This is a genomic window from Paenibacillus sp. FSL H7-0350 (genome assembly GCF_038593195.1).
GTDB lineage: Bacteria > Bacillota > Bacilli > Paenibacillales > Paenibacillaceae > Paenibacillus_AQ.
Window position 1 is genome coordinate 6,276,011 of record NZ_CP151972.1, and the last position, 23,987, is coordinate 6,299,997.

21 protein-coding genes and 2 pseudogenes are annotated in these 23,987 nt (G+C 53.5%); 21 read left to right on the top strand and 2 right to left on the bottom strand.

The window, feature by feature from the left end; all coding sequences use genetic code 11:
* Positions 1-20: 20 nt before the first annotated feature.
* From NYE24_RS28250 to NYE24_RS28260, 3 genes are read left to right on the top strand one after another with little or no spacing between them, the layout of a single operon-like run.
* Positions 21-1,031: a sensor histidine kinase gene (locus tag NYE24_RS28250; RefSeq protein ID WP_051493182.1), complete on the top strand. Its 1,011-nt coding sequence runs from the start codon at positions 21-23 to the stop codon at positions 1,029-1,031.
* A 28-nt stretch (positions 1,032-1,059) separates the two neighbouring features.
* On the top strand, positions 1,060-1,707 hold the full coding sequence (locus tag NYE24_RS28255; protein ID WP_036691001.1) for a response regulator transcription factor: 648 nt from the start codon (positions 1,060-1,062) through the stop codon (positions 1,705-1,707).
* Between the two features lie 23 nt (positions 1,708-1,730).
* Positions 1,731-2,258: a hemerythrin domain-containing protein gene (locus NYE24_RS28260; RefSeq protein WP_342477206.1), complete on the top strand. Its 528-nt coding sequence runs from the start codon at positions 1,731-1,733 to the stop codon at positions 2,256-2,258.
* Positions 2,259-2,328: 70 nt separating this feature from the next.
* Here the strand turns inward: NYE24_RS28260 and NYE24_RS28265 are convergent.
* Positions 2,329-2,741 (bottom strand): annotated as a pseudogene (locus tag NYE24_RS28265) (Rpn family recombination-promoting nuclease/putative transposase); the annotation flags it as partial.
* A 302-nt stretch (positions 2,742-3,043) separates the two neighbouring features.
* On the opposite strand from NYE24_RS28265, the gene NYE24_RS28270 reads away from it, so the two are divergent.
* From NYE24_RS28270 to ilvB, 4 genes are read left to right on the top strand one after another with little or no spacing between them, the layout of a single operon-like run.
* The gene (locus tag NYE24_RS28270) at positions 3,044-4,534 is read left to right on the top strand and encodes a nitrate/nitrite transporter (RefSeq protein WP_036690992.1); all 1,491 of its coding nucleotides are present in this window, start codon (positions 3,044-3,046) and stop codon (positions 4,532-4,534) included.
* 42 nt (positions 4,535-4,576) lie between these two features.
* On the top strand, positions 4,577-5,827 hold the full coding sequence (glp, locus tag NYE24_RS28275; protein WP_342479315.1) for a gephyrin-like molybdotransferase Glp: 1,251 nt from the start codon (positions 4,577-4,579) through the stop codon (positions 5,825-5,827).
* A 32-nt stretch (positions 5,828-5,859) separates the two neighbouring features.
* Positions 5,860-6,876, top strand: a complete 1,017-nt coding sequence (gene moaA, locus NYE24_RS28280; protein ID WP_342477207.1) for a GTP 3',8-cyclase MoaA — start codon at positions 5,860-5,862, stop codon at positions 6,874-6,876.
* Between the two features lie 28 nt (positions 6,877-6,904).
* Positions 6,905-8,581: a biosynthetic-type acetolactate synthase large subunit gene (ilvB, locus tag NYE24_RS28285; RefSeq protein WP_076155378.1), complete on the top strand. Its 1,677-nt coding sequence runs from the start codon at positions 6,905-6,907 to the stop codon at positions 8,579-8,581.
* Between the two features lie 83 nt (positions 8,582-8,664).
* On the opposite strand, the gene NYE24_RS28290 is transcribed toward ilvB, so the two are convergent.
* Complete coding sequence (locus tag NYE24_RS28290; RefSeq protein ID WP_036690983.1) at positions 8,665-9,378, bottom strand: YwiC-like family protein; 714 nt, start codon at positions 9,376-9,378, stop codon at positions 8,665-8,667.
* A gap of 191 nt (positions 9,379-9,569) precedes the next feature.
* Between NYE24_RS28290 and mobB the strand changes: the two genes are divergently transcribed.
* From mobB to NYE24_RS28360, 14 genes and pseudogenes are all read left to right on the top strand, one after another.
* Complete coding sequence (mobB, locus tag NYE24_RS28295; RefSeq protein WP_342477208.1) at positions 9,570-10,142, top strand: molybdopterin-guanine dinucleotide biosynthesis protein B; 573 nt, start codon at positions 9,570-9,572, stop codon at positions 10,140-10,142.
* A 24-nt stretch (positions 10,143-10,166) separates the two neighbouring features.
* A pseudogene (locus NYE24_RS28300) lies at positions 10,167-10,610 on the top strand (molybdenum cofactor guanylyltransferase); the annotation flags it as partial.
* A 168-nt stretch (positions 10,611-10,778) separates the two neighbouring features.
* Complete coding sequence (locus NYE24_RS28305; RefSeq protein ID WP_036691149.1) at positions 10,779-11,264, top strand: molybdenum cofactor biosynthesis protein MoaE; 486 nt, start codon at positions 10,779-10,781, stop codon at positions 11,262-11,264.
* Positions 11,265-11,283: 19 nt separating this feature from the next.
* A complete protein-coding gene (locus NYE24_RS28310) occupies positions 11,284-11,991 on the top strand; it encodes a DNA alkylation repair protein (RefSeq protein WP_036690981.1) in 708 nt (235 codons plus the stop codon).
* A gap of 107 nt (positions 11,992-12,098) precedes the next feature.
* Positions 12,099-12,590, top strand: coding sequence for a pyridoxamine 5'-phosphate oxidase family protein (locus tag NYE24_RS28315; RefSeq protein WP_036690979.1), 492 nt, complete (start codon positions 12,099-12,101; stop codon positions 12,588-12,590).
* A gap of 169 nt (positions 12,591-12,759) precedes the next feature.
* Positions 12,760-13,317: an RNA polymerase sigma factor gene (locus NYE24_RS28320; protein WP_235218333.1), complete on the top strand. Its 558-nt coding sequence runs from the start codon at positions 12,760-12,762 to the stop codon at positions 13,315-13,317.
* A complete protein-coding gene (locus NYE24_RS28325; RefSeq protein ID WP_342477209.1) occupies positions 13,299-14,483 on the top strand; it encodes a DUF4367 domain-containing protein in 1,185 nt (394 codons plus the stop codon). The genes NYE24_RS28320 and NYE24_RS28325 overlap by 19 nt, the downstream gene beginning before the upstream one ends.
* Before the next feature lie 201 nt (positions 14,484-14,684).
* Positions 14,685-16,034, top strand: a complete 1,350-nt coding sequence (locus NYE24_RS28330) for an extracellular solute-binding protein (RefSeq protein ID WP_036690974.1) — start codon at positions 14,685-14,687, stop codon at positions 16,032-16,034.
* A 280-nt stretch (positions 16,035-16,314) separates the two neighbouring features.
* Positions 16,315-17,277, top strand: a complete 963-nt coding sequence (locus NYE24_RS28335; RefSeq protein WP_036690971.1) for a sugar ABC transporter permease — start codon at positions 16,315-16,317, stop codon at positions 17,275-17,277.
* Positions 17,274-18,119, top strand: a complete 846-nt coding sequence (locus NYE24_RS28340; RefSeq protein ID WP_036690968.1) for a carbohydrate ABC transporter permease — start codon at positions 17,274-17,276, stop codon at positions 18,117-18,119. Before NYE24_RS28335 ends, NYE24_RS28340 begins: the two co-directional genes overlap by 4 nt.
* A gap of 101 nt (positions 18,120-18,220) precedes the next feature.
* Positions 18,221-19,984: a sensor histidine kinase gene (locus NYE24_RS28345; protein ID WP_076155385.1), complete on the top strand. Its 1,764-nt coding sequence runs from the start codon at positions 18,221-18,223 to the stop codon at positions 19,982-19,984.
* A gap of 42 nt (positions 19,985-20,026) precedes the next feature.
* Positions 20,027-21,631: a response regulator transcription factor gene (locus tag NYE24_RS28350; RefSeq protein WP_076155387.1), complete on the top strand. Its 1,605-nt coding sequence runs from the start codon at positions 20,027-20,029 to the stop codon at positions 21,629-21,631.
* A 113-nt stretch (positions 21,632-21,744) separates the two neighbouring features.
* On the top strand, positions 21,745-22,827 hold the full coding sequence (locus tag NYE24_RS28355; RefSeq protein ID WP_076155390.1) for a Gfo/Idh/MocA family oxidoreductase: 1,083 nt from the start codon (positions 21,745-21,747) through the stop codon (positions 22,825-22,827).
* Positions 22,828-23,294: 467 nt separating this feature from the next.
* Positions 23,295-23,975 (top strand): RAP domain-containing protein, encoded by a 681-nt coding sequence (locus NYE24_RS28360; RefSeq protein ID WP_342477210.1) that lies wholly within the window; start codon positions 23,295-23,297, stop codon positions 23,973-23,975.
* Positions 23,976-23,987 lie beyond the last annotated feature (12 nt).

Below are 23,987 nucleotides of genomic sequence, written 5' to 3' on the forward strand. Positions count from 1 at the left end.
CGGATTTGCGCAGTGAGCTTATGACGAAGCTGTTCGAGAACAGCTCGGAGGCGATGTTCTTTTTTGACCGGCAAGGGAAAGCCCTGGCGATGAATCCGGCTGCCGAGACGATTGTCGACAAGGATATTCTAAGGCAGCTGTATCAGGGGAATCCTGAAGCGCTCTGCGGAACCTGCCGGGGATATACCAGTGAGACGGAGCTGCGTACCTGCCTGAATTGTTATTTTCACACCCCGGACTCAGAGGAGTTCACCTCTTATCAGGTCTATCTGGAGACCAGGGACAAGGGGATTGTGCCTTATGCCGCGACCTTTCACACGATAGATGAAGAGAACGGAATCCGGATCTTTATGCTCAGGGATTTAACGAGACAGTTCAAGACGCAAGAGAAGTTCTACCAGAACAAGATGATGAAGCATATTATTGAAGCCCAGGAGAATGAACGCAAGCGGATCTCCCGTGAACTGCATGACAGCGTTGCGCAAGAGCTGATGAGTGCCGTGATTGATCTGCGTGTGCTGAAATATATGACAGCCGATGATGGCCTGTTGAAGAAAGTGAAGCAAACCGAAGTGTCGATGACCCGGCTGCTGAGTGATATCCGCAACCTGTCGGTGGAGCTTAGGCCGGCTGCCCTGGATGATTTCGGTCTGGAGGCGGCTTTCCGCTCCCACTTCAAGCGGGTAGAACAAACATATGGCCTTGTGATTGAGTATGAATCCCGGCTGCCCGAGAAGCGGTACGGGAGTGAGATCGAGACGGTCATGTACCGGGTATGCCAGGAAGCGGTGCTGAATGCCTTGAAGTATGCCCAGGTAGACAGCGTCAAGGTCTCGCTCACCGAGAACGGCGGCATGCTGCAGCTTCTGGTTCAGGATGACGGCATCGGCTTCCATCTGGGAGATGAGCCTACTGGAACCGGGCTTGGCTTGTTCGGGATGCAGGAGCGGGCGGAACTGGTGGGCGGAACCTTCAGTGTGGATTCAGAGACCGGCAAGGGGACCCGGATTATGCTGCAGGTTCCTGTATGATGGGCCCGAGGAAAGGAATGAGCTTCTGATGAAGATCGTCATTGCAGACGACCATGCGATCGTACGCAGCGGATTCTCCATGATTCTTAATTTTCAGGATGATATTGAAGTGATCGGAGCAGCGGCGGACGGCAGGGAAGCCTACACCATGGTCGCCAAGCTCCGGCCGGATATCCTGATTATGGATTTAAGCATGCCTCCTGGAGAAAGCGGGCTGACCGCGACCGGCAAGATCAAGGAGGATTATCCCGATACCCGAATTCTCATTCTGACGATGCATGACGATGATGAATATCTCTTCCATGTCTTGAAGAACGGGGCCTCCGGGTATGTGCTCAAGAGTGCACCGGATGAGGAGCTGCTGCTGGCGATCCGCACGATTTATGAAGGCGGTACTTATATTCATCCCAAGATGGCTACCTCACTGGTCCGTGAGTTCATTAAGCAGGACAAGACCGGCGGGACCGAGGATCTGTTCGAGCTGCTGTCCAAGCGGGAGCTGGAGATTCTGCCGCTCATTGCCAAGGGATACGGGAATAAGGAGATTGCCGAGAAGCTCTTTATTTCTGTCAAGACCGTGGAGGCCCACAAGGCCAAAATTATGGAGAAGCTTAACCTTAAAAGCCGGCCCGAGCTGGTCGAATACGCTTTGAGGAAAAAAATGCTGGATTTCTGACCGGCCACTGGAGGGTTAGCTGTATGCCGGAACATACAAACCTTAAGTTTACGCTGCCCGCGATGCGCATCCTTGAGAATGAACACCGCTATTTGACTTTTCTGATGGAGGAATGGCATGCCATTGTCCTCTGGTTTGAGCAGGAGCAGATTACGCTGGAAGAGGCCAAGACACAGCTTGAGAAGCTGCGTAAGGCAGTGCAGGAGTTCGGCGTCCCGCTGAAGCGGCACACGGAGAAGGAAGAGACGTATTTCTTCCCGCTGCTGGGTCAGTATATCGGCTTCGACCAGGGCCCGCTGGCAGGCATCCAGGAGGAGCACCGCGAGATTGACGGGTACATCGGGCATTTCCTGCATCACTCTGAGGGAGATATTAACCAAATGACGCTCGCGGGAATCCGCTCAGCAGTGCACGATGCGGGAGAGGCCTTCGAGGTGCTGACCGTCCATTTTGTCAAAGAAGAGACCGTGATCTTCCCGATGGGCGAGAACCAGCTGAGTCCGAAGGACAAGGAACGTTTAAGTGAACAGTTAAATACGCTGATTACGTGACAAAAAAACAGGCCGCTCCATTGAACTGGGGCGGCTTTTTGATATTTTTTCAACAGGGGACTATTCACGGTCAGTGCTTCCCCATCTGTGCTTTTAACCTTAGGATTTGTTGTTCTGTGAGACCTGAAGCTTTAAGAATAACTGAGGTCTCTACTCCAAGCGCAAGAAGTTCAAGTACTATGGCCTCTGCTCTTTTTTGTTCACCCTTAGCAATTCCCTCCGCAATTCCTTCCGCACGTCCTTCTGCACGTCCTTCCGCTTTAGCACCGTTCATCCGTGAAGCCTCATCACGCAAATACTTCATCCGGGCATCTCACTCCAGTAAAAAAGTGTCCGCTTCTCCATATTGTAAGGATTGAACAATTGCATTTCGATGTTAATTCGCTTGCCCTCTGCCGTTTTCGCCTTGATGTCCAGTATGGACTGCTTTTCAGCCGGAGCATCTTTATCTGTGTAAGGATTCATTAATATGATCTCAGTTAACGTAAACAAAATCAGCCTTTTTGTATACAAACAATGCTATTCTGTCCCTAAAACTCTGTAACGCATACAGTCCATTAGGCGGCGTTATTTTTTACAAGGATTTATATGTTTTGGGGTCCCCGCAAAGTACCTGAATCATCACCTACGCTAAAGCCCCACTTTGTGGGGTTATTTTAGGGTTTCCCCTGTCAGGGAAAGGGGACTCCCCTATATCTGAGCCGGGGAACGGCGGGTACAATGAGTACAGGAAGTATAGATCACAGGAAATCATCACAAGAAAAAACGGCGAAAAGGTGAAACGAATGATTAAAAAAATGCAATTGCCGCTGCAAACCTTAAACTTGATTACCGGATTCATGGTGTGGGTCATTATCTCCTCCTTGATGCCCTTTATCTCGGAGGATATCAGCATCCCTCCCGGGCGGCTGGCGATGGTGACGGCCATTCCGGTCGTGCTTGGCTCGATTCTGAGAATTCCGCTGGGCTATTATGCGAATATTCTGGGGGCGCGGATTATTTTTATGTCCAGCTTCGTGCTGCTGCTGTTCCCGGTCTACTTCATCAGTGTGGCTTCAACCGTAACCCATCTGATTATCGGCGGCCTGTTCCTGGGTGTCGGCGGCGCGGTCTTCTCTGTAGGGGTAACCTCTTTGCCGAAGTATTATCCGAAGGAAAAGCATGGTCTGGTTAACGGTATCTATGGAATCGGAAATCTCGGCACAGCGGTTACAACCTTCTCGGCGCCTATCCTGGCAGCACAGTTCGGCTGGGCGAACGCAGTCAAAATGTATCTGATTCTGCTGCTGGTCTTCATCGTCCTTAACTTCTTCTTCGGGGACCGTCAGGAGCCCAAGCTCCGCACTCCGATTATTGAACAGATCAAGGGCGTGTCAAGGAACGAGAAGCTCTGGCTGTTCTCATTGTTCTATTTCATTACCTTTGGCTCCTTCGTAGCCTTTACCATTTATTTGCCGAATTTTCTGGTATCCAGTTTTGGCCTGGAAAAAGTGGACGCCGGGATGCGCACCGCCGGCTTCATCGCAGTAGCGACCTTCTTCCGTCCGATTGGCGGCTGGCTGGCTGACAAGTTCCAGCCCTTGTTCTTACTTATCTTTACCTTCAGTGTATACACCGTGGCTGCCATTATTCTGGCATTCATGCCGGACATGGGCCTGTATACAGCAGGCTGCCTGGCGATTGCTGTAAGTGCGGGAATCGGCAACGGTGTTATTTTCAAGCTGGTGCCGTTGTACTTCAATAAGCAGGCGGGGATTGCCAACGGGATCGTGTCGATGATGGGCGGTCTGGGCGGATTCTTCCCTCCGATCATGCTATCTGTGATTCATGCGGCAACCGGACAATATTCCATCGGCTTCATGCTGCTGTCCCAGGTGGCGCTGGCCAGTCTGGTGCTCGTGGTATGGCTGTACTTCCAGGACCGGCTTGCTCTCACCTCTGAGGTGTTCAATTCGACCGGCCAGGGGATTCTGGTTACGGATGTGTCCGGCCACATCAAGACGGTCAATCCGGCCTTCACGAAGCTTACCGGCTACACCGAGGAAGAGGTGCTTGGCAAACAGCCAAGCCTGCTGAAATCCGGCCGCCAGCCGAAGGACTTTTACCGCGTGATGTGGGGTGAAGTCAAGGCAAAGGGCATGTGGCAGGGAGAGATCTGGAACAAGCGCAAGAATGGAGAAGAATACCTGCAGTGGCTGAATATCAGCGCTGTGAAGGATGAGACCGGTGAAGATGTCCGGTATGTAGGCACCTTCAGCGATATTACAGAGAAATAAACGGATGTACGGATGCTCAGTCCGTCACCCGGTAAGGAGCAGATGAAGGTGGAGAAGACCAGAACTCCGGTTACTGTAGCGGAAGCTGTGCAGAGGGTAACCGGGAGAGTATGCCGCACAGGTACAGAGACCGTTCCGCTTCACGCCAGCTATGGACGTATTCTGGCTGAGCCGCTCACGGCAACCCATGATGTACCGCATTTCACCCGTTCCCCGTATGACGGCTATGCCATCGCTTCCCGGGATTCGGCCGAGGCTTCCGGCAGCAACCGGGTCAGCTTCACCGTGGTAGATCATATCGGCGCAGGGGAAGTCTCGCAGGCTGTAATCGGCACTGGCGAAGCGGTACGGCTGATGACGGGGGCAGCGCTGCCTGCTGGGGCAGATGCGGTAGTTATGTTTGAACAAGCAGTCTCAGAGGGGCGGACGTTTACGATCCGTAAGGCGTTTGCGCCGCAGGAGAATCTGTCCCTGCAAGGGGAGGATATGCTAGCGGGTGAAACGGTCATTCCGGCCGGAAGCTTCATTCATCCTGGGGTTGTGGCACTGCTGGCTACCTTCGGCTACGGGGAGGTTAAGGCAGGGAAGCGGCCGGTGGTGGGGATTCTGTCTACGGGCACCGAGCTGCTGGCAGTGACAGACGCGCTCGTACCTGGCAAAATCCGTAACAGCAACGGGCCGATGATTGCCGCTCAGCTCGCCAGGATGGGTATCCCGTACCGGATCTATGATACGGCAGCGGACCGGCTGGAGGAATGCCTGCAGACTGTCCGTCGGGCGCTCGCTGAGACCGACTGTCTGATCACAACGGGCGGAGTATCAGTGGGTGATTATGACTACCTGCCGGAGATCTACAAGCGCCTTGGAGCCGATGTGTTGTTCAATAAGGTGGCGATGCGTCCCGGCAGTGTGACTACAGTGGCAGTGGCCGGGGATCAATTCCTGTTCGGACTGTCCGGCAATCCTTCAGCGTGCTTCACTGGCTTCGAGCTGTTTGTAAGACCTGCGCTACTTAAGATGATGGGGTCAGACCATCTGTATCTGCCGCGTACCACAGCTGTTCTGGCGGAGAATTTCGCCAAGGCGAATCCGTTCACCCGGTTCGTCCGGGCGGTATATGACGGCACTTCGGTCCGGCCTGCCGGCTTCAATAAATCGAATGCTGTCTCGTCCATCGCACGCGGCAATTCCCTGATAGTACTGCCTGGCGGAACAAGAGGCTTCGCCGCAGGGGATAAGGTGGATGTCCTGCTGCTCGGGGTGGAAGAGGGCATGAATGATTGGGTATTGTAAGGCCAAGTGTACGGGAAGGGAGATAGACGCACATGAATCATCATCCACTGCAAGATCAGCTGCGGCGGCCTATCCATGATTTGCGGATTTCGGTCACGGACCGGTGTAATTTCCGCTGCTCCTACTGCATGCCGAAGGAGATATTCGGTGACGACTATGCTTTTCTTCCATCCGGTGAGCTGCTCACCTTCGAAGAGATCACCCGGCTGGCGAAACTGTTCGTCTCGCTCGGCGTAAGCAAGATCCGTCTGACCGGGGGCGAGCCGCTAATGCGCCGCCATCTGCCGGAGCTGGTTACCAAGATCTCCGCCATTCCCGGTGTAGAGGATATGGGACTGACGACGAATGGAGTCCTGCTGGGCGGACAGGCAGCGCCGCTGTATACTGCGGGCCTGCGCAGGCTGAATGTCAGCCTGGATGCGCTGGAGCCCGAGCTGTTCGGCAGAATGAACGGGCGCGGCTTCAGGCCGGGAATGATTCTGGAGGCTATAGATCAGGCAGCAGCCGCCGGGTTCGAGGTCAAGGTGAATATGGTCGTCCAGCGGGGCGTGAACGAATCAGAGATTTTTCCGATGGCCGCCTACTTCAAGAAGCGGAAGATCACGCTGCGCTTCATCGAGTTCATGGATGTCGGCAACGATAACGGCTGGAGCTATGATAAGGTCGTCACCAAGCAAGAAATCCTGCAGCAACTGCAAAGCGTCTATACGCTGGAAGCTCTTGAGCAGAATTACAACGGCGAGGTCGCGCAGCGCTACGGCTATCTTGGCAGTCCGGCCCAGGTCGGCTTCATCACTTCCGTGTCCGAATCGTTCTGTTCCACCTGTTCGCGTGCCCGGCTGTCTTCTGACGGTAAGCTGTATACCTGCCTGTTTGCCTCCAAGGGCTTTGACCTTAGGGCCATGCTGCGCGGAGGGGCTGGCGACGAAGAGCTGCTGGCAGCAATTAAGCAGGTATGGGAGCAGCGCAGCGACCGTTATTCCGATGAGCGGACGGAAGCGACCCGCAGAAGCAAGGCCAAGATTGGTATGTCCTATATTGGAGGATAATTCGCATGACAAGGGGTGAAGTGTAACTATGAACGGAGCAGAACTGCTGATTGAGATGCTGATTGATAAAAAGGTAGAGACCCTGTTTGGCTACCCCGGTGGTGCCGTATTGCCTCTATATGATGCGCTCTATGATAATGACCGGATTCAGCATGTGCTGGTCCGCCATGAACAGGCTGCGGTTCACGCTGCAGACGGATACGCCAGAGTAACGGGACGGCCGGGGGTAGCGCTGGTAACCAGCGGTCCCGGAGCCACCAATGCAGTAACCGGAATTGCTACTGCGTTCATGGATTCTGTTCCGTTAATTGTGCTTACAGGTCAGGTAGCCACTGACCTTATTGGTCTGGATAGCTTTCAGGAAGTGGATATCTACGGAATGACCATGCCGGTCACGAAGCACAATTATATCGTCAGAGATATTGCCGAGCTTCCCAGAATCGTCCACGAAGCATTCCATGTAGCGGTCACGGGAAGACCAGGCCCCGTCCTGATTGATCTGCCGAAGAACGTGATGAATGCGGAGTTCATTCCTGTCAGTGGAGCGGCTGAGCCTTGCTCTGCGCCGGTGATCCGGGGATACGAGCCGAATCCGTCCATTGATCCTGCGGATATTCAGCTTGCGGCAGAGCGGCTGAGCCGTGCAGAGCGGCCGCTGGTGCTGGTCGGTGGAGGCTGCATGCAGGGAGAGACCCCTGCCCTCTTGCGGGAATTCGCGGAGCGGCATCACTTCCCCGTAGCAAGTACGCTGATGGGGATCGGGGCTTTCCCTTCCGGGCATCCCCTGCATCTGGGAATGGTCGGGATGCATGGAACGGTGGCAGCCAACCGTACGCTGCAAGGCGCCGATGTCGTGTTATGTCTCGGGGTACGGTTCAGCGACCGGGTAACGGGCAAGCGGAAGGCATTCTCGCCGGGGTCGTATAAAATCCAAGTGGATCTGGATACCTCAGAGCTGAACAAGAACATCCCCGTAGACCTTGCAGTGACTGGCTCTTGTGAGGAGCTGCTCAGAGGAATACAGGAACAGGTACATACCGCGGAGCATCTGCTCTGGGAGGAGCAGATTAAGGTCTGGCGTCAGCGCAAGCCGAAGCCGGGCCGGGAACAAGGCGCTAAGCTGACCCCGCAGGAAGTCATCCGCGCCCTCCAAAAGGCTACCGCAGGCGATGCGATGATTGCCACCGATGTCGGCCAGCATCAGATCTGGACGGCTACGCACTATGAATTCTCGGAAGCCCGATCCTTCCTGACCTCCGGCGGGCTGGGAACGATGGGGTACGGCCTGCCTGCTGCGATTGGGGCGGCCGTTGCTTTTCCTGACCGCGATGTGGTGTGTATTACAGGGGACGGAAGCTTCCAGATGAATATGCAGGAGATTATGACCGCCGTGGATCACGGCCTGAATGTCAAGGTGGCAATCTTCAAGAACGGGTATCTGGGAATGGTACGGCAATGGCAGCAGCTGTTTCTGGGCCGGCGTTATTCCTCGGTGCGGATCAGTTCGCCGGATTTCGTGGCCTTAGCCAAATCCTTCGGCGCCCACGGGTTCCGGGCGCGAACGCTGGCTGAAGCGGAGCAGATTATTGAACAGGCTCTGCATACGGAAGGACTGGTTGTGATGGAATTTGATATCACCGAGGAGGATAATGTCTATCCCATTGTACCGCCAGGCTCAAGCAATCAGGATATGATCGTAGAATAGGCTGGCAGACCGAAGGAAGCTCCGCTCGCGCAGATTGGCGAAGGAGCTTCCTGTTTTTTGTCCGAATAAGCATTGTGATTCTCCTAGAAATACAGCACCAGCACAGACACATATAAGATGACGGAGAAGCCGATCTCGATGATTCCCGTACGTTTGGCGGTAATTCCTGTCCTCGGCAGAATGGCTGCCCGCAACAGCAGAACCAGCAGCGGGACCAGCAGTGAAGGGAACAGATACAGACCGGCTGCCGCGAACAGCAGATGATAGGCGACGGAGCCATAATAGAAACGGATATTGTTCCGCTCACGGATGACGGTTTTGACATAGAAGGCAGTTCCAATGAAGTACAGCACCGCCAGCACGAACAGCTCATTCACGGCTCTCCAGTTCTCCCCAAGCCCCACATAGAAGACCGGATAAATCACCAGGCAGAACGCCACAATAGCGGAGATGTCATTAAGCAAGGCGCGTTCATTCCTGGTCCGGGCATAATAGAGGTTAACGGCGAATAACGGCAAGAGCAGCAGCGCGAACCCCAGCAGCACAGGCTGGACAATCACCAGATAGAGGGCGAACGGAAGCAGCAGAAGTCCGTATAACCTGAGCGGCTGGAAATAACGTGCGAACTTCCGGGTCTTCACCCCCTGCAAGAGCGGAAAGCTGAACAGATAGATCAGCAGCCAGCAGATAAACAGCGGAATATGTATGAACTGCCCCTTGGAAGCGGCGACGCCCAGCAGAAAAGGGAGAACGAGCATCGCCCAGGCGCCGTGCTGGTTGGGGATGTATTTTTTCATGCAGCAATAGACCTCCTTCACGGATATATCATGACACGTAAGCTACTAGACTCTTTAACTATACTTGTACCCGGCGGAGAATGCTGGTGATTTCAAGCACAGTAGCGCGGTCAAGAGATTAGGCGGGGAATGGGCAGCGGCCGGAATAGTGTATAATCGAAAATAGATCTTCAAGCAGAGGAGCAGACACTGTGACTAAGGAATCTCAGCATGCGGCGGTACAGCGCCTAGTTCCTGTACTGCAAATCGTCGGATACAAGAACAGCGGCAAAACAACCCTCGCCTGCCGGTTAATTGAGGCCTTGTCTGCGCAAGGACTACGGGTTGGCTCTGCCAAGCATGATGCCCATCTCTTCCAGCTGGATGATCCGGGAACGGATAGCAGCAAGCATCTCCTGCACGGTGCAGTGGAGACGGTATTGACCTCGCCGGAGGCGACAAGGGTCATGCGCAGATCTGCGGCTTCACTGCGGGAAATCGCCGAGTCGATGCGCGGCAGAGTAGATCTGGTGATTGCTGAGGGGTTCAAATCTGCGGATTATCCCAAGATCGCCCTAATTCGCCGCACAGCAGACCAGATAACGCTGCACAAGGAAGCAACAAACATACGCCTGTGGTTAAGCTGGGAAGAGGCTGTGGAACTACAGAGTGCAGCGTCTGGTTCCCGGATTAGCCCGGATAGTCCGCCGGTATTGCCTTTGCGGGATCAGGCGCTTGCGGATCAGGCGGTTATCGCACTGGCGCTGTCACTGCTTCAGTCCTAGATTCTACTACAGGAGGTGCCCTTGGTGCTGACAGGAATTATACTGGCGGGCGGACAGAATTCCCGCATGCAGGGCCGCAATAAAGCCCTCCTGACCTATCACGGGGAAGCGTTCATTGTCCGGCAGGTGAGGGAGCTGCAGTCCCTGTGCTCCAGCGTGATTGTGGTCACGAACGATCCTACCCCGTATCTGGAACGTCTTCCATCGGATATTCTATATATACCGGATGTTTATGCCGGGCATGGGCCGCTTAGCGGGTTTCATGCTGCTTTTGCAAATGTAGAGACGGACTATGCCTGGGTGGTAAGCTGTGACAGCCCCGATATATCAGCTCCAGCTGCCGCATGGATGCTTACCCGGCTTGAGGCCGGCGGTTATGATGCGGTTCTGCCAGTCATTGACGGCAAGCATCAGATGTTGCATGGCGTATACCGGCCGCACCGGCTCCTGCCGGACATTACAGCAAGACTTGCGAACCGGGAGTACCGGCTGGGCGGTTTGTTAGAATCACTGCACTGGTTAGGCGTGGAACGGGATGAGCTGGCCGGTGCGGGGCTAGAGGAAGATTTCGCGGCAGATATAGATACACCCGAGCAATATGAGCAGCTGCTGCATCTATCGAAGGGAAGTGAGGAAATGGGCGATTCGTTATTTGAAATTACAGAGTCCGCGATAATACCTGCTGAGGTATCCGATAAAGTTCTGCGTAGAGAGGCCGGGGCGATTACCTTATTCATCGGTACAGTGCGTGAGTTCACGCAGGGAAAGAAAACCTTGTATCTTGAATATGAAGCGTATCCGTCTATGGCTGTAACGCAGCTGAAGCGCATCGGGCAGGAAGTGCTGGAGCGCTGGCCGGATACGAAGGTTGCGGTCACCCACCGGATCGGCAGGCTGGAGATTACCGATATTGCTGTAGTCATCGCAGTCTCATCGCCCCACCGTAAGGCTGCCTATGAAGCGAATGAATATGTGATTGAGCGGATCAAGCAAATCGTCCCCATCTGGAAAAAAGAAACCGGCGAGGACGGCAAAGCGTGGATTGGCGACCAGTTGAATCAGAATGCCTACCCTGAGGGCCGTCCGCTGCTGCCGGATATTCCGGCGGAAGATGAGAGGTAGCTATAAGGAGGAACGTTCAATGAATGCAGAACAGGTAATGCAGGAGCTTGAAGCGCTTGGCAAGGAACGGACCAAGAAGATGTATACCGCAAACGGTGCACGGGAACCGCTCTTTGGTGTGGCTACCGGTGCCATGAAGCCGATTTTCAGGCAAACCGGAATCAATCAGACGCTGGCTGAGGAGCTGTATGCCACAGGTAATTATGATGCGATGTATTTTGCCGGGATCATTGCTGATCCGAACGGGATGACAGAGGCGGATTACAACCGCTGGATAGACGGGGCTTATTTCTATATGCTGTCCGATTTCGTGGTGGCTGTAACCTTGGCTGAAGCGGATATTGCCCAGCAGGTGGCCGATGAGTGGATCAGGAGCGGAGAGGACCTTCGAATGTCGGCAGGCTGGAGCTGTTACTGCTGGCTGCTGGGAAGCCGCCCGGATCAGGAGTTCTCGGAGAGTAAGCTGGCCAGTATGCTGGAGCAGGCAGAGCAGAGCATTCATCAGTCCCCTGAGCGCACCCGGTATTCGATGAACAACTTTATGTATACGGTGGCCGTATCGTATTCGCCGCTTCATGATCTGGCACGCGAGACGGCGGAGCGGGTGGGTCCGGTCGAGGTGGACAAGGACAAGCCGAAGAGCAAGCGTATCAGCGCATACGATAATATTATGAAGGCTGTCGGCAAAGGACGGACCGGGTTCAAGCGCAAGCATGTACGCTGCTGATCTCGCGGATTTCACCGGCATCCGGTAATGTTTCGCTGCTTCTGGTTAATAAATGCTATGCATTTGGATAACCTATTCCCTATCCTGGAAGAAAAGAGGCGGTAAAGATGTCAACTACACACCATAGTCACGAGGAAGCCGTTGAGACGGTCCGGAAGCTGATCAAGGGTATCGATATGGCTATGCTCACCACGATTTCGGAGGAAGGGCTGGTCTCCCGGCCCATGAAGACCCAGGAGGTCGAATTTGACGGGGATTTATGGTTCCTGACCAAGAAGGATACCAGCAAGTTCGGGGAGATTCTGTATGACCCGCGCGTGAATGTCGTGTATGCCGATAAATCCTATGTATCCATTCGTGGGACGGCTGAGATTGTAACCGATGTGAACAAGAAGAAAGAGCTCTGGAGTGCAGGGTACGATACGTTCCTGAAGACAAGCTATGATGATCCGAATGTCATTCTGATAAAAGTCCATGCCGAAGCTGCCGAATACTGGAAGAGCGGCAATATGGCCGAGAAGGCTGTATACATGTTCAAGCGGATGACCGGCCAGGACACGGACGGGCTGAATCTGAATCAGACGGTCGAGCTGGAATAGAGCAGACAGACGGTATTAGGAAGCTATAGGTTCATAGGTTCTGCAACGGAGAGATCAACAGAATTCATCTGGGGGTCTCTTTTTTTGTTGTGGCGCCGATAAAAGATAATTGTCACATTACATACGGCTCATGTGTTATATCTATATGATTTGCAGAAAGGAGATTAACGTGGACCCTATCGAAGAGAAGATTAGAAGGATTCAGGGCGGAGAAGGAGGCTTGTACTCAGATGTGATCAGGCTGTACCAGCAACGGATTTACCTCTATTGTTACCGCTTGTTGAATAACAAGGAAGAGGCAGAAGACGCAGTACAGGATATCCTGATCAAGGCCTACCAGAATATCGGGCAGTACAAGCCTCAGGCAGATTTCACCTCATGGCTCTACAAGATTGCTTATCATCATTGCCTGAATCAGCTGCGGAGGCAGAAATCCCGGCAGCAGTTGCGGAAGCTGATCGGGCAGGAGGTTACGGAAAAGAGCGCCGAGCAAATGGTTGAGAACCGCCTGTTCAGCGAGCCGGTCTCGGCGGCTCTGGGGAAGCTGGATGTGGAGGACCGGAATTTATTGATCCTGCGGATTTATGAAGATAAATCGTTTGCGGAAATCAGTGAAATTCTGGGTGTGAGTACGGCTACCGTACGCAAAAGATATGAACGGACCAGAGAAAAACTTAAAAAAGCGATTGAGCGAAAGGAGAAACAATTATGGGCAAGCGTGAATTAACTCCGGAGGAGCAGTTTCTCAAGGATGGAGACCGTTCAGCACATTGGAACACCGTTGATGTTCATGAACCAGTAATGAAGGCGCTCGGGCTTGAGGGGGCATTGACTGCTGAAGAAGATGAGAACCTGCTTCAGACCCTTCCGCCAAGCGGAGAGGCACCTAAAGTAATGCGCAGAATGGAAACCAGAACCGGGCGGAGACAGAAACGGATTCCGGTGAAGGGCTGGGCGGCGGCGGTCCTGGCACTGGTCTTGCTGGGCGGCGGCTATACCCAGTTCTCCGGCAAACTCCAGCAAGGAGCTGAAGCCCAGAGTCCGGGTGAAGTCCGGCAAGGGGCCGGAGCCCAGTATAAGGTGCTGCCTTATCAGCCGATTCCGGCGACGGCTTCCGGCGGAACGATGATTGAGAAGGCGAAAGAACCCCTGAAGCCTTATATTCCCAACGCAGAGCCGGGTGCAGACGATGAAGCCAACAAGAAGCTGAGTATTCTCTATAACCAGAAGTATTCAAAAGGGGCAGAGCTCATGAAGGAGATTTTGCTTCCTGGAGAGTATGCCACCTATCTAATTACACGTGAAGGAGAGGAGGGAGAGGGGAGTATGAATATGTATCGTCCGCCCCTCACGTTCAAGGACTATACCGCCTATAAGACCAGTGTAGAGGAGCACAACGCTCCGGTCCTGGAGCAGCCGGCGTATCTGCCGGAAGGGTATACCCTGGACGAGGCCATCATCAACCCTTCTTTCTTAAAAGTGCCGGATGTGCAGGAGCTTAAAGGCGAAAACGAGAGAGACCTGGGAGACAACTTCCAGTTGGCCTGGAGAGTGGAGAAGGCGGAGAACATTGACTACTCGTATTCCTCACTGGTATACAAGAAGGGGGAGGTTCAGGTGAGAATCGGTGTCTCGCGTGTGGATGACAACCAAAACCCGGCAGATCCGCTCTCATGGAGTAAATATACAAAGATGGAGAATATAGAGATTAAAGGCAGACAGGCCATTTTTTCGGACGATACGGACAACAAGGAGCTCGACTTGGGGTATAAATACAGTCTGGTTTGGTCTGACCCCGATGCAAAGGTCAACTATCGTGTGATCGCCGGCCAGGAGAATACGGAGCTAACGAAGGATGAGCTTATCGGTATTGCCGCCAGCATGATGAAATAAGTAATGCAGAGTTGAGACTCAGGGCTGCCCAGCTATCTTAGGATAGCGGAGCAGCCTTTGAACGTTTTTTGCCTAGCTGCAGGACAGCATATTCGTAAGATTTTATAAGAATTCGTGCATTGTCCTCCTATGAACTTCCAACCCGTCTTGTTAATATAGCAATGTAGCAAGAGAATACAGATGTATACAGGAGGGTTAAAGATGTTGAAATGGAAGCGTTCTCTTTCGGTCCTGGCGATGACAGCGATATTAGGTACACTGGCTGCCTGCGGCGGCGGAGGGAATAAAGTAAACAATGCAGGAGGGGCTACAGAAGCACCTGCCAGCACCAATGCTGCTGCGACGGCTGCTGCAACTGATGCACCAAGCACCAATGAGCCGGTCAAGCTGCGGATTATGTGGTGGGGCTCCCAGCCGCGTCACGAAGCCACTTTGGCGGCCCTGGACTTGTACACGAAGAATAATCCGAACGTAACCTTCGAGCCGGAGTATTCCGGTATGGACGGTTATCTGGACAAATTATCCACGCAGGCTGCGGCCAACAATGCACCCGATGTGGTTCAGCTTGACCCGGGCTGGATGCCGGACTGGATGGCCCGCCAGCAATTGGCTGACCTGGCTCCCGAGGTAGATGTGAGCAAATTCGATACGAAGCTGCTGGCAGGCGGCCAATTGGACGGTAAGCAGTATGCTGTTCCACTCGGCTCGGTAGCCTTCGGTATGGTATATGATAAAGCGGCTATGGATAAGCTGGGCATTGCGAACCCGGCTAACGGCTGGACCTGGGATGAGTTCTTCGCCTTAGCGAAGGAAACCAAGTCCAAGCTGCCGAAGGGACAGTATTTCACCCTCGACTATGCAGGTAACTATTTCATGTACTCCGCGTATCAGTATGCCAGAGGCAAAGGGCAGGTCATCACGGATGACGGTCACTTCAACGTGGATGAAGCCACCTATCTGGAATGGACCCGCAAGTTCGAAGAGCTCCGCAAGGAAGGGCTTGTTCCTCCAGCGGATGTGAATGCCTCCGATAAGGAAAATGATCCGCAAATGGATCTGCTCGCAGCAGGCAAGGTGCTGTTCCGTTACAGCTTCTCCAACAATCTGGGAACCTGGGACAGCATTAAGCCAGGAGCCTACGCACTTGTAACCATGCCGCGTGCCGAAGAGGCCGGAGGCTGGCTGAAGCCGTCGATGTACATGGCGGTCTCCAAGAACTCCAAGCATGCTGAAGAAGCCAAGAAATTCATTAACTGGTTCGTGAATGATACTGAGTCTGCCAAGATTACCCAAACCTTCCGCGGCCTCCCGGCCAACAAGGATAACGCCACTATGCTGGAAGCTAATATGAGCGATCTGGATAAGGTAGGCTTGGCACTGCTCCGTGCTACGGAGCCGGATGGCCAGACCTGGTCGGCCGGAGCCGGCGGCTGGACGAACTTCGTGGATAAAGACTGGGTACTGGTTCGTGACCAGCTCAGCTTCGGTAAATCCACACCGGAAGAGGCGTTCAAGCAGCTGAAGGAAGCCTCGTTATCTTACGAGAAATAAGGTATGAACTGAAAGCCCGGGACAGCAATGTTCCGGGCTTTATCTTTTTAAAAGATAAGAATTTATATGCTTCACGCTATAATTATCCTTATCTTTCTCGCTGAAACGGTACCGTCCTTAAAAGGACGGCATTGCCGTTTCCACTTGGAACGCGGTTATACTCGTGTTTTCGAATTAATCGTTATATTTTGAAAGAATTCGAGCATTGCCCTCCTTTAGCCGAAGTGTGGCCCAATACTATACTTAAGCTATACAAATTGACCACAAGAGGTGACCACAGATGAACCGCTCCACAACCACTTTAGCCCAAGCCTCGCCAGCGCCGAAAAAAAGCTCCTATTTCAAAAGCCGGTGGAACGCTCCGCTTGCAGGCTATTTGTTTATTTCGCCCTGGCTGCTCGGGTTCCTGGTACTGACGGCGTATCCGTTGTTCTTATCACTGTACTATTCGTTTACTGACTACACCTTGATGCAGCCAATGAAATGGATCGGGACCCGCAATTACGAACGGATTTTCACCGCAGACCCCAAATTCATTCAATCCGCCAAAGTCACGGTCATGTATGTGCTGGCTTCCGTGCCTCTTAAGCTGATTGCAGCCCTGCTAGTAGCCATGGTGCTTAGCAAGGCAGTCAGAGGGATCAGTGCTTACCGCACAGCGATCTACTTCCCTTCTCTAATCGGAGGCAGTATCGGGGTATCGCTGCTCTGGCGTAACATCTTCGGGGTTGACGGGATTTTCAACAAGCTGATCGCTGTCTTCGGCATCGAAGGAAAAAGCTGGATCACCAACCCGGACACTGCGCTTAGCACACTGATTCTGCTGACGGTCTGGCAATTCGGCTCCACCATGGTTATCTTCCTGGCAGGACTGAAGCAGATTCCCAATGACTTGTATGAAGCTTCCTCGGTAGACGGGGCGAACAAGTTCATTCAATTCTTCCGCATTACACTGCCTATGCTGTCGCCGATTCTCTACTTCAACCTGATCATGGCCGTAATCAATGCCTTCCAGATGTTCACCTCGGCCTTCGTGATTACGAATGGCGGACCGATGAACGCTACATACGTGTACGCTATGTATTTGTATGAACGGGCCTTCAGCCGGTACGAGCTGGGCTACGCTTCTGCACTGGCCTGGATTATGCTGGTCGCCATCGTCGCTGCAACGCTGCTGATCTCCTACACTTCGAAATATTGGGTATTCTATGAGACAGACACTGGAGGGAAAAAACGCAAATGACAACTTTGAATTGGAAGCCTGCACTCCGGCATGTGTTCATGATTCTCTTCAGCTTCCTCATGGTCTATCCGATTGTCTGGTGGATCGGGGCCTCACTGAAGGATAGCACCGAGCTGAGTTCACCGGGAATCTTCCCGTCCGTCCCGCAGTGGGAGAACTTCACCAAAGGCTGGAAATCGGTTCCCGGACATACATTCACTGATTTCTATCTTAACACCTTCGGCCTTGAGATTATGGTGCTGATCGCAACGCTGTTATCCTGCACGCTGGTTGCTTTCGGATTTGCAAGACTAGATTTTCCGCTGAAGAAATTCTGGTTCTCAATTCTGATGCTGACGTTGATGATGCCGGGCCAGGTGCTGATTATTCCCCAGTACGCCTTGTTCCATCAGCTGGGCTGGGTCAACACGTATTTGCCGTTTGTCGTTCCCCATCTGCTGGCGGGCGGGGCCGGCGGGAGCTTCTTCGTCTTCCTGCTGATCCAGTTCATCCGCGGCGTGCCCAAGGAGCTGGATGAATCGGCCAAAATCGACGGCTGCTCCTGGTTCGGGATTTTCTGGAGAGTGGTCATGCCGCTGGCCTTCCCGGCGGTTGTTACGGTGACGATCTTCTGCTTCCTGTGGAACTGGGATGACTTCCTGGGACATCTCCTGTACATCAACACGGTAGACAAGTACACGGTGGGTCTGGCGCTGCGCATGATCAATGACTCCCAGTCTGCAGCCGAGTGGGGCCAGCTTCTGGCCATGTCACTTGTCTCTATTGTTCCGGCAACGCTTGTGTTCACCTTCCTGCAAAAGTATTTCGTAGACGGGATTGCGACAACAGGCATAAAGGGATAAGATGTAAAAAAACATCCGTCCGATAACGGTAAAGCGCCTGAGCCTTATTCGACGCTTTACCGTTTATTTCGTGTGAGCCGGAGGAGAAGGAAGGGGACCATTTGACCAATCCTTTTAAAAAGTACAGGATCGACCGTCTTTTTTTTCACAGTTTTGCTATTATAATTATTCTGGTGATAGCGGTTACAGCTTGGACCAGCTACAGCAATTCCTCCAAAGCCCTTGTGCAGACCACCTCCCACTATCAGCAGCGGCTGCTGGATGAATTGAATAATGAAATTACCACCCGGCTGGATATGATCGAGCAGATCTCACTATCCACCTCACGGGACAACGAGCTGACGACCTTTCTATCGAACAGGCAGGATGATTTCGAGCGGTACCGAAAGCGTATAAGCGTTGAGAGTGCACTCGGCAATCTGACCTATGCCATTCCGTTAATCCAGGGGATTGACCTCTACATGGATCAGCCGATGCCGAGCAGCGGGCAGAGCTATATTCAGTTCCGCAATATTCTCGATCTGGATAAGCAGTCCTGGTCCAAGAATCTGGTGAAAAGCGATTTCGCCTGGTCGGGGGAATATTCCATTCCCAGTGTGCAGGGAGACATTCCGGTACTAAGCTTCGCCCGGAAAATCATGAACGAGAACGACTACCTGGGTGTGCTGGTCGTTCATATCAAGGCCAAGGAGATCCGTGCGCTACTGACCGGCAACTCCTCCGGGTCGAACCGGATCATGGCGGACAGCGCCGGCAAGCAGATTCTGAGCATCGGAGAGACGCTGGAGCAGAGCGAGTGGTCTCAATGGATCGACCTCAAGAGCAACAAATCCGGCTATGTTCACATTCCCGGCGATAAGGATACCGGAAATACGCTGCTGGTCTACTCCAGAATGGATAATTCCATCTGGACGCTGATTGAGTTCACCTCCTGGAAGCAGATTACGGCGAGCAGTCTGGAACTGGCGGAATGGATCGGGCTAATCGGGATTGGAGCGATTCTGCTGGTCCTGCTCCTGACGCATTATCTGAGCAGGCAATTCTCCAAGCCGATTAAGCAGCTTGTAAGCGCTATGAAAATGTATTCAGTTGGCGGGCACAAGGAAGAGCTGCCCAGCGACTATGAGAATGAATTCGGTTATTTATTCTCCGGCTACCGCAAGCAGACCGAGCGTATCGAGGAGCTGTACCTGTCGCTGGAGCGGCGGTATGAGCAGCAGCGCAAAGCGGAGATTGAGGCCTTGCAGGCCAATATCAATCCCCATTTTCTCTACAATATGCTGGACCAGCTCAACTGGATGGCCATTGAGGCCGGACAGGATGAGCTGAGCCGGATTCTGGAGCTGATGGGACAGATGTTCAGGATCGGCTTATCCAACGGGGCAAGCTTCATCATGGTATCGGAGGAATTGCAGCACATCCAGTGTTATCTCGAAATCCAGCAACTCCGCTGGGGTGATGGCCTGGAGTACACCATTGATGTTGAACAGGGGATTCAGGAGTCCTATCTTCCAAAGCTGACCCTGCAGCCGTTCGTGGAGAATTCAATTGTGCACGGCTTCAATAAGCAGCGCAGCGGACATGTCTTGATCTCCTTAACTAAGGTACAGGAGACGCTGCAGATTAGAATTGATGATAACGGGGCAGGCCTGAAGCAGCCGGAGGCGCGTCCGCCAGGGCGGCATACCGGCGGTTATGGCATACGGAATGTGCGGGAGCGGATTGCCGGATATTTCGGAAATGACTATGGGGTTACGCTGAAGGAACGTGAAGAGGGAGGGACACGGGTAGAGATTGTTCTGCCGCTGCTCACAGAGGCTCCGGCACAGATACTGACTGCTTCTCTCGCCGCGAAGGAAGGCTGATACGGCTGCTGCAGGCCAGAGAAGCTTAAGGAGGCAGACATGATGTGGAAGATCGCTATTGTTGACGATGAAAGGCAGGTACTTCAGGGGATGAAGCGGGCGATTCCATGGGAGGAGCTGGGTGCGGAATGGGCCGGTGAGGCGCTTAACGGGGAAGACGGCCTGGCGATGATCCGCGCAACCAGCCCCGACATTGTAATCACGGATATCTATATGCCGGTGATGAGCGGCCTTACGATGATGGAGCAATTAAGGAACGAGGGCTTCAAGGGCAAAATTATAATACTAAGCGGATATTCAGACTTCGAGCATGCCAGACAAGCCCTCAGGCTTCAGGTCAGTGACTACGTCTCCAAGCCGATCAGTCTGCCTACGCTTAGAACGATCCTTCACAAGGTGATTGCAGAGCTGCTCCGAGAGCAGGAGACGGTGATCAGACAAGGTGAGCTGGAGCTGAAAATGATGCTGTACGAGCCTTTTGTCGAGAAGGAATGGGTCCGGTCCGCAGCGGTCGGTACCCTGGAGCCTTCGTACCGGAACAATTCCCATCTTCCGCCTTCGTATCATTACTGGCTCGACGGCAGGCATGCAAGCATCGGGATCGAGCTGATCCGCGATGACCGGGCCAGCTCCTTCTCGGTCTCGGACTGGAACCTGCTGCGCTTCGCGGTCAGTAACATTGCCTGTGAGGTCACGCGCAAGCATTACGCCAATATGGAATACACTGAGCTGAACAGCTATCGGGCCTTGCTGATTATTCACCCTGAAGCACAATGTACACAGCAGCTGGAAGAGCTGGCGACCCGGCTGGTCGATAGCATTCACTCCTATCTCCGATTGATGGTTCGTATCGGTATAGGTGGTCTGAAGGATACGTGGACGAAGATCCCCGAATCGACAGAGGAGGCCTTCCGTGCCATGGATCACGGGGCGTTACGGATTAGCCCGGCATATGAGGTATACTGCTACCGGGAGAGCCACAGCAGCGGGCAGGACCGGGGAGTCCTTTTCCCGGTGAAATTCTCCTACAAGCTGGCTGCTGCGATGAAGGCTTCACAAGAGGCAGAGGCACAGCAGCTTGTATACGGTTATATTACCGAGCTGCAGGCGCAGCAAGGGGTCTCCGCCAACTATGTGCAGATGCTCGGCAGCGAGCTATGGGGCATTATCACCTACTCCCTGTATGAGTCGGGCTTCGTACTCGATGATCTGTTCACCAATGACCAGATTGCCCAGGAGATTGGTAACCTGGCCGTACCCGACCAGCTGGCAAGCTGGTTGTCCGCCAAAATCACAGCGATCTGTGCCAGCCGTCAATGGAAGGGCAGCAGTAAGCACCGGCAGGTCGTGGATTTCATGACCAACTACATTCATGAGCATTACGCAGAGGAGCTTACGCTGGCTGATCTGTCGGATAAGGTGTTCATCTCCCGGAATCATTTGTCGATCATCTTCAAGAACATCACCGGGGAGACCTTCAATAACTACCTGACCCGGGTACGGATCGAGAAGGCCAGGGAACTATTAATGGAGCGTAATATGCTGGTCTATGAAGTGGCGGAGCGGGTAGGCTACAAGAACATTCCTTATTTCAGCACGCTATTCAAAAAGATTACCGGCATGAATCCCACCGAGCTGATCAAATGATGACACATATAATCCACCAGAGACAAGTATGATGGTAGAAGCCGCGATGACGGAGCAGGGACTTGCGGCTAAAGCTGCATCAACATCAATGTGCCATCAGGGAGGACAGCGTTATGCCCGTTAGTTTCAGTATTATCGGCGGAGCCGGATTCCGCGCACAGTATTATCTACGAATTGCCCGGGTCTTGCCGGATTTGTTCCGGATTGGCGGCCTTGTGGTCAGAGACCGGGCCCAGGGACTGGCGATAGAAACAGAGTGGGGCGTTCAGACGTACCGCTCGCTTGACGAGCTGCTGCGGAGTGAGGACCCGGATTTCGCAGTGGTCTCTGTCGGCGGCGGGGCGGCAATGAACTATTTGTACAGGCTGGCAGAGACCGGCCTTCCAGCATTGACAGAGACACCGCCTGCCTCCAGTCTAGAAGAGCTGGAGCAGTTGCATAAGGAGCTGACCGTACACGGGGCCTCGATACAAGTCGCAGAGCAGTACCCGTATCATCCGGTTCAAGAGGCGCGGCTATCGCTGATCCGCTCAGGCAGGCTGGGCAGAATCACGGAGACGACAGTCTCCGTATCTCATTTGTATCACGGGGCAGCCCTGATCCGCAGGATGCTCGGCATCGGGTTCGAGGAGGCAGTCATCCGGGGGATGCGGTTCGACTCCAGCTGGGTTAGCGGCCCAACCCGCAGCGGCCCCCCGGCTGAAGACAAGCTGATTCCGCTGCACAGGGATCTGGCTTGGCTGGATTTCGGAGACTGCTTAGGCATTTATGATTTCACCAAAGACCAGCACCGTTCCTGGACGCGTTCGAATCATCTTAACGTGCGCGGAGAACGGGGAGAGATCTTCGACAACCGGGTGCTGATCCAGCAGGAGAACCTGGTGCCTCTGCAAATGGAGCTGAAGCGCATAAACCGTGGGGAACTGGAGAATGCCGAAGGCTATTACCTTCAGGGGATTATTTGCGGAGAGCAATGGCTCTATACCAATCCGTTCGCCCCAGCCCGGCTGTACGATGACGAGCTCGCCATTGCGTCCTGTCTGGACAAGATGGCCCTCTATGCCGCTGGCGGCCCCAGCTTCTACGGACTGGAGGAAGCCTCGCAGGATGTATACCTCGGCCAGATGATCGAGAAGGCCATTGAGTCCGGCGAAGCCATAAGAACAGAGCGGATGTGCTGGGCGGAGGGAAAGTAGGGGGTTACACGCGGTAGTCGGATGTGTGGACGGAGGGAAAGTAGGGGGTTACACGCGGTAGTCGGATGTGTGGATGGAGGGAAAGTAGGGTGATGTGCGATAGTCGGATGTTTTGGACGGAGGGGAAATAGGGTGACGTGCGGTAGTCGGATGTGCTGCTGGCTGGTGCGCTGCTGGCTGGTGCGCGTTACGGCTTGGGTTACATGGCTCACATTTTGCTTTGCGTTGCAATCTGAACTATTACTCCAGGAGTGGAAGTTCTCATTGACGGTAGCTGCAAGGCAGTACTATAATTTTACAAACGGATGAAGCACATCCCGCACCCTGATTGAGTGGTGCGGGATTTTTTGTGCGTGGATAAGTCAGTAACTTTATGTTTTGGCGTGCCAGGAAGCAAACGGGCAAATATCGATGTTCAAGTACAGATTGCGGGAAGACGGCTGATTTTGCAGAGGAGGAAGAGCGGGATGGGATTTGCTGAAGAGCATCAGAGATGGCTGGAGTATCATAAGAAACGCAGGGCAGGGGAACATCTGGATCGTTTGGACCGTGGGCACCGGCATGGGGAGCAAATGTTTGTAGAGCGGGTATGGTGGCCGATTTTCGGTAACCTGGATGATCTGCATCCCGAGTATGAGGTAGCAGACTGGCGGGGCAGGCCGTATTTTGTTGATTTTGTGTGGAAGCCGGGACAGGTTAAGTTCGCTATTGAGATCAAGGGATATGGACCGCATGTTCAGAATACGGACCGCACCCGCTACCGCCAGGAGCTGAACCGGGAGACGTATCTGCAGATTGCCGGATACCGCGTCATCGCCATCCCGTACGATGATCTGGAGTCCGCACCGGAGCAGACCATCTCCTTGCTGAAAGCTTTGTTAACCCCATGTTTGTTGAAACAGAGGGCTGAGGGCGGCCGCCAGTATACAAGGATAGAGCGCGACATACTGCACATGGCGAGCCGGATGAATGGGATGATACGGCCGGTGGATGTGGTGAAGGGGCTTGGGATCAATCGGAGGACGGCGACAAAGCATTTAACTACTCTATGTGACAAAGGTAAATTCAAACCAGTGTTGACACCCGGGAGTAACCGGATCTGCCGCTATGAGCTTGTTCAAAGTATGATGGATTCCGAGATATGGTAGGCAATTCGACCG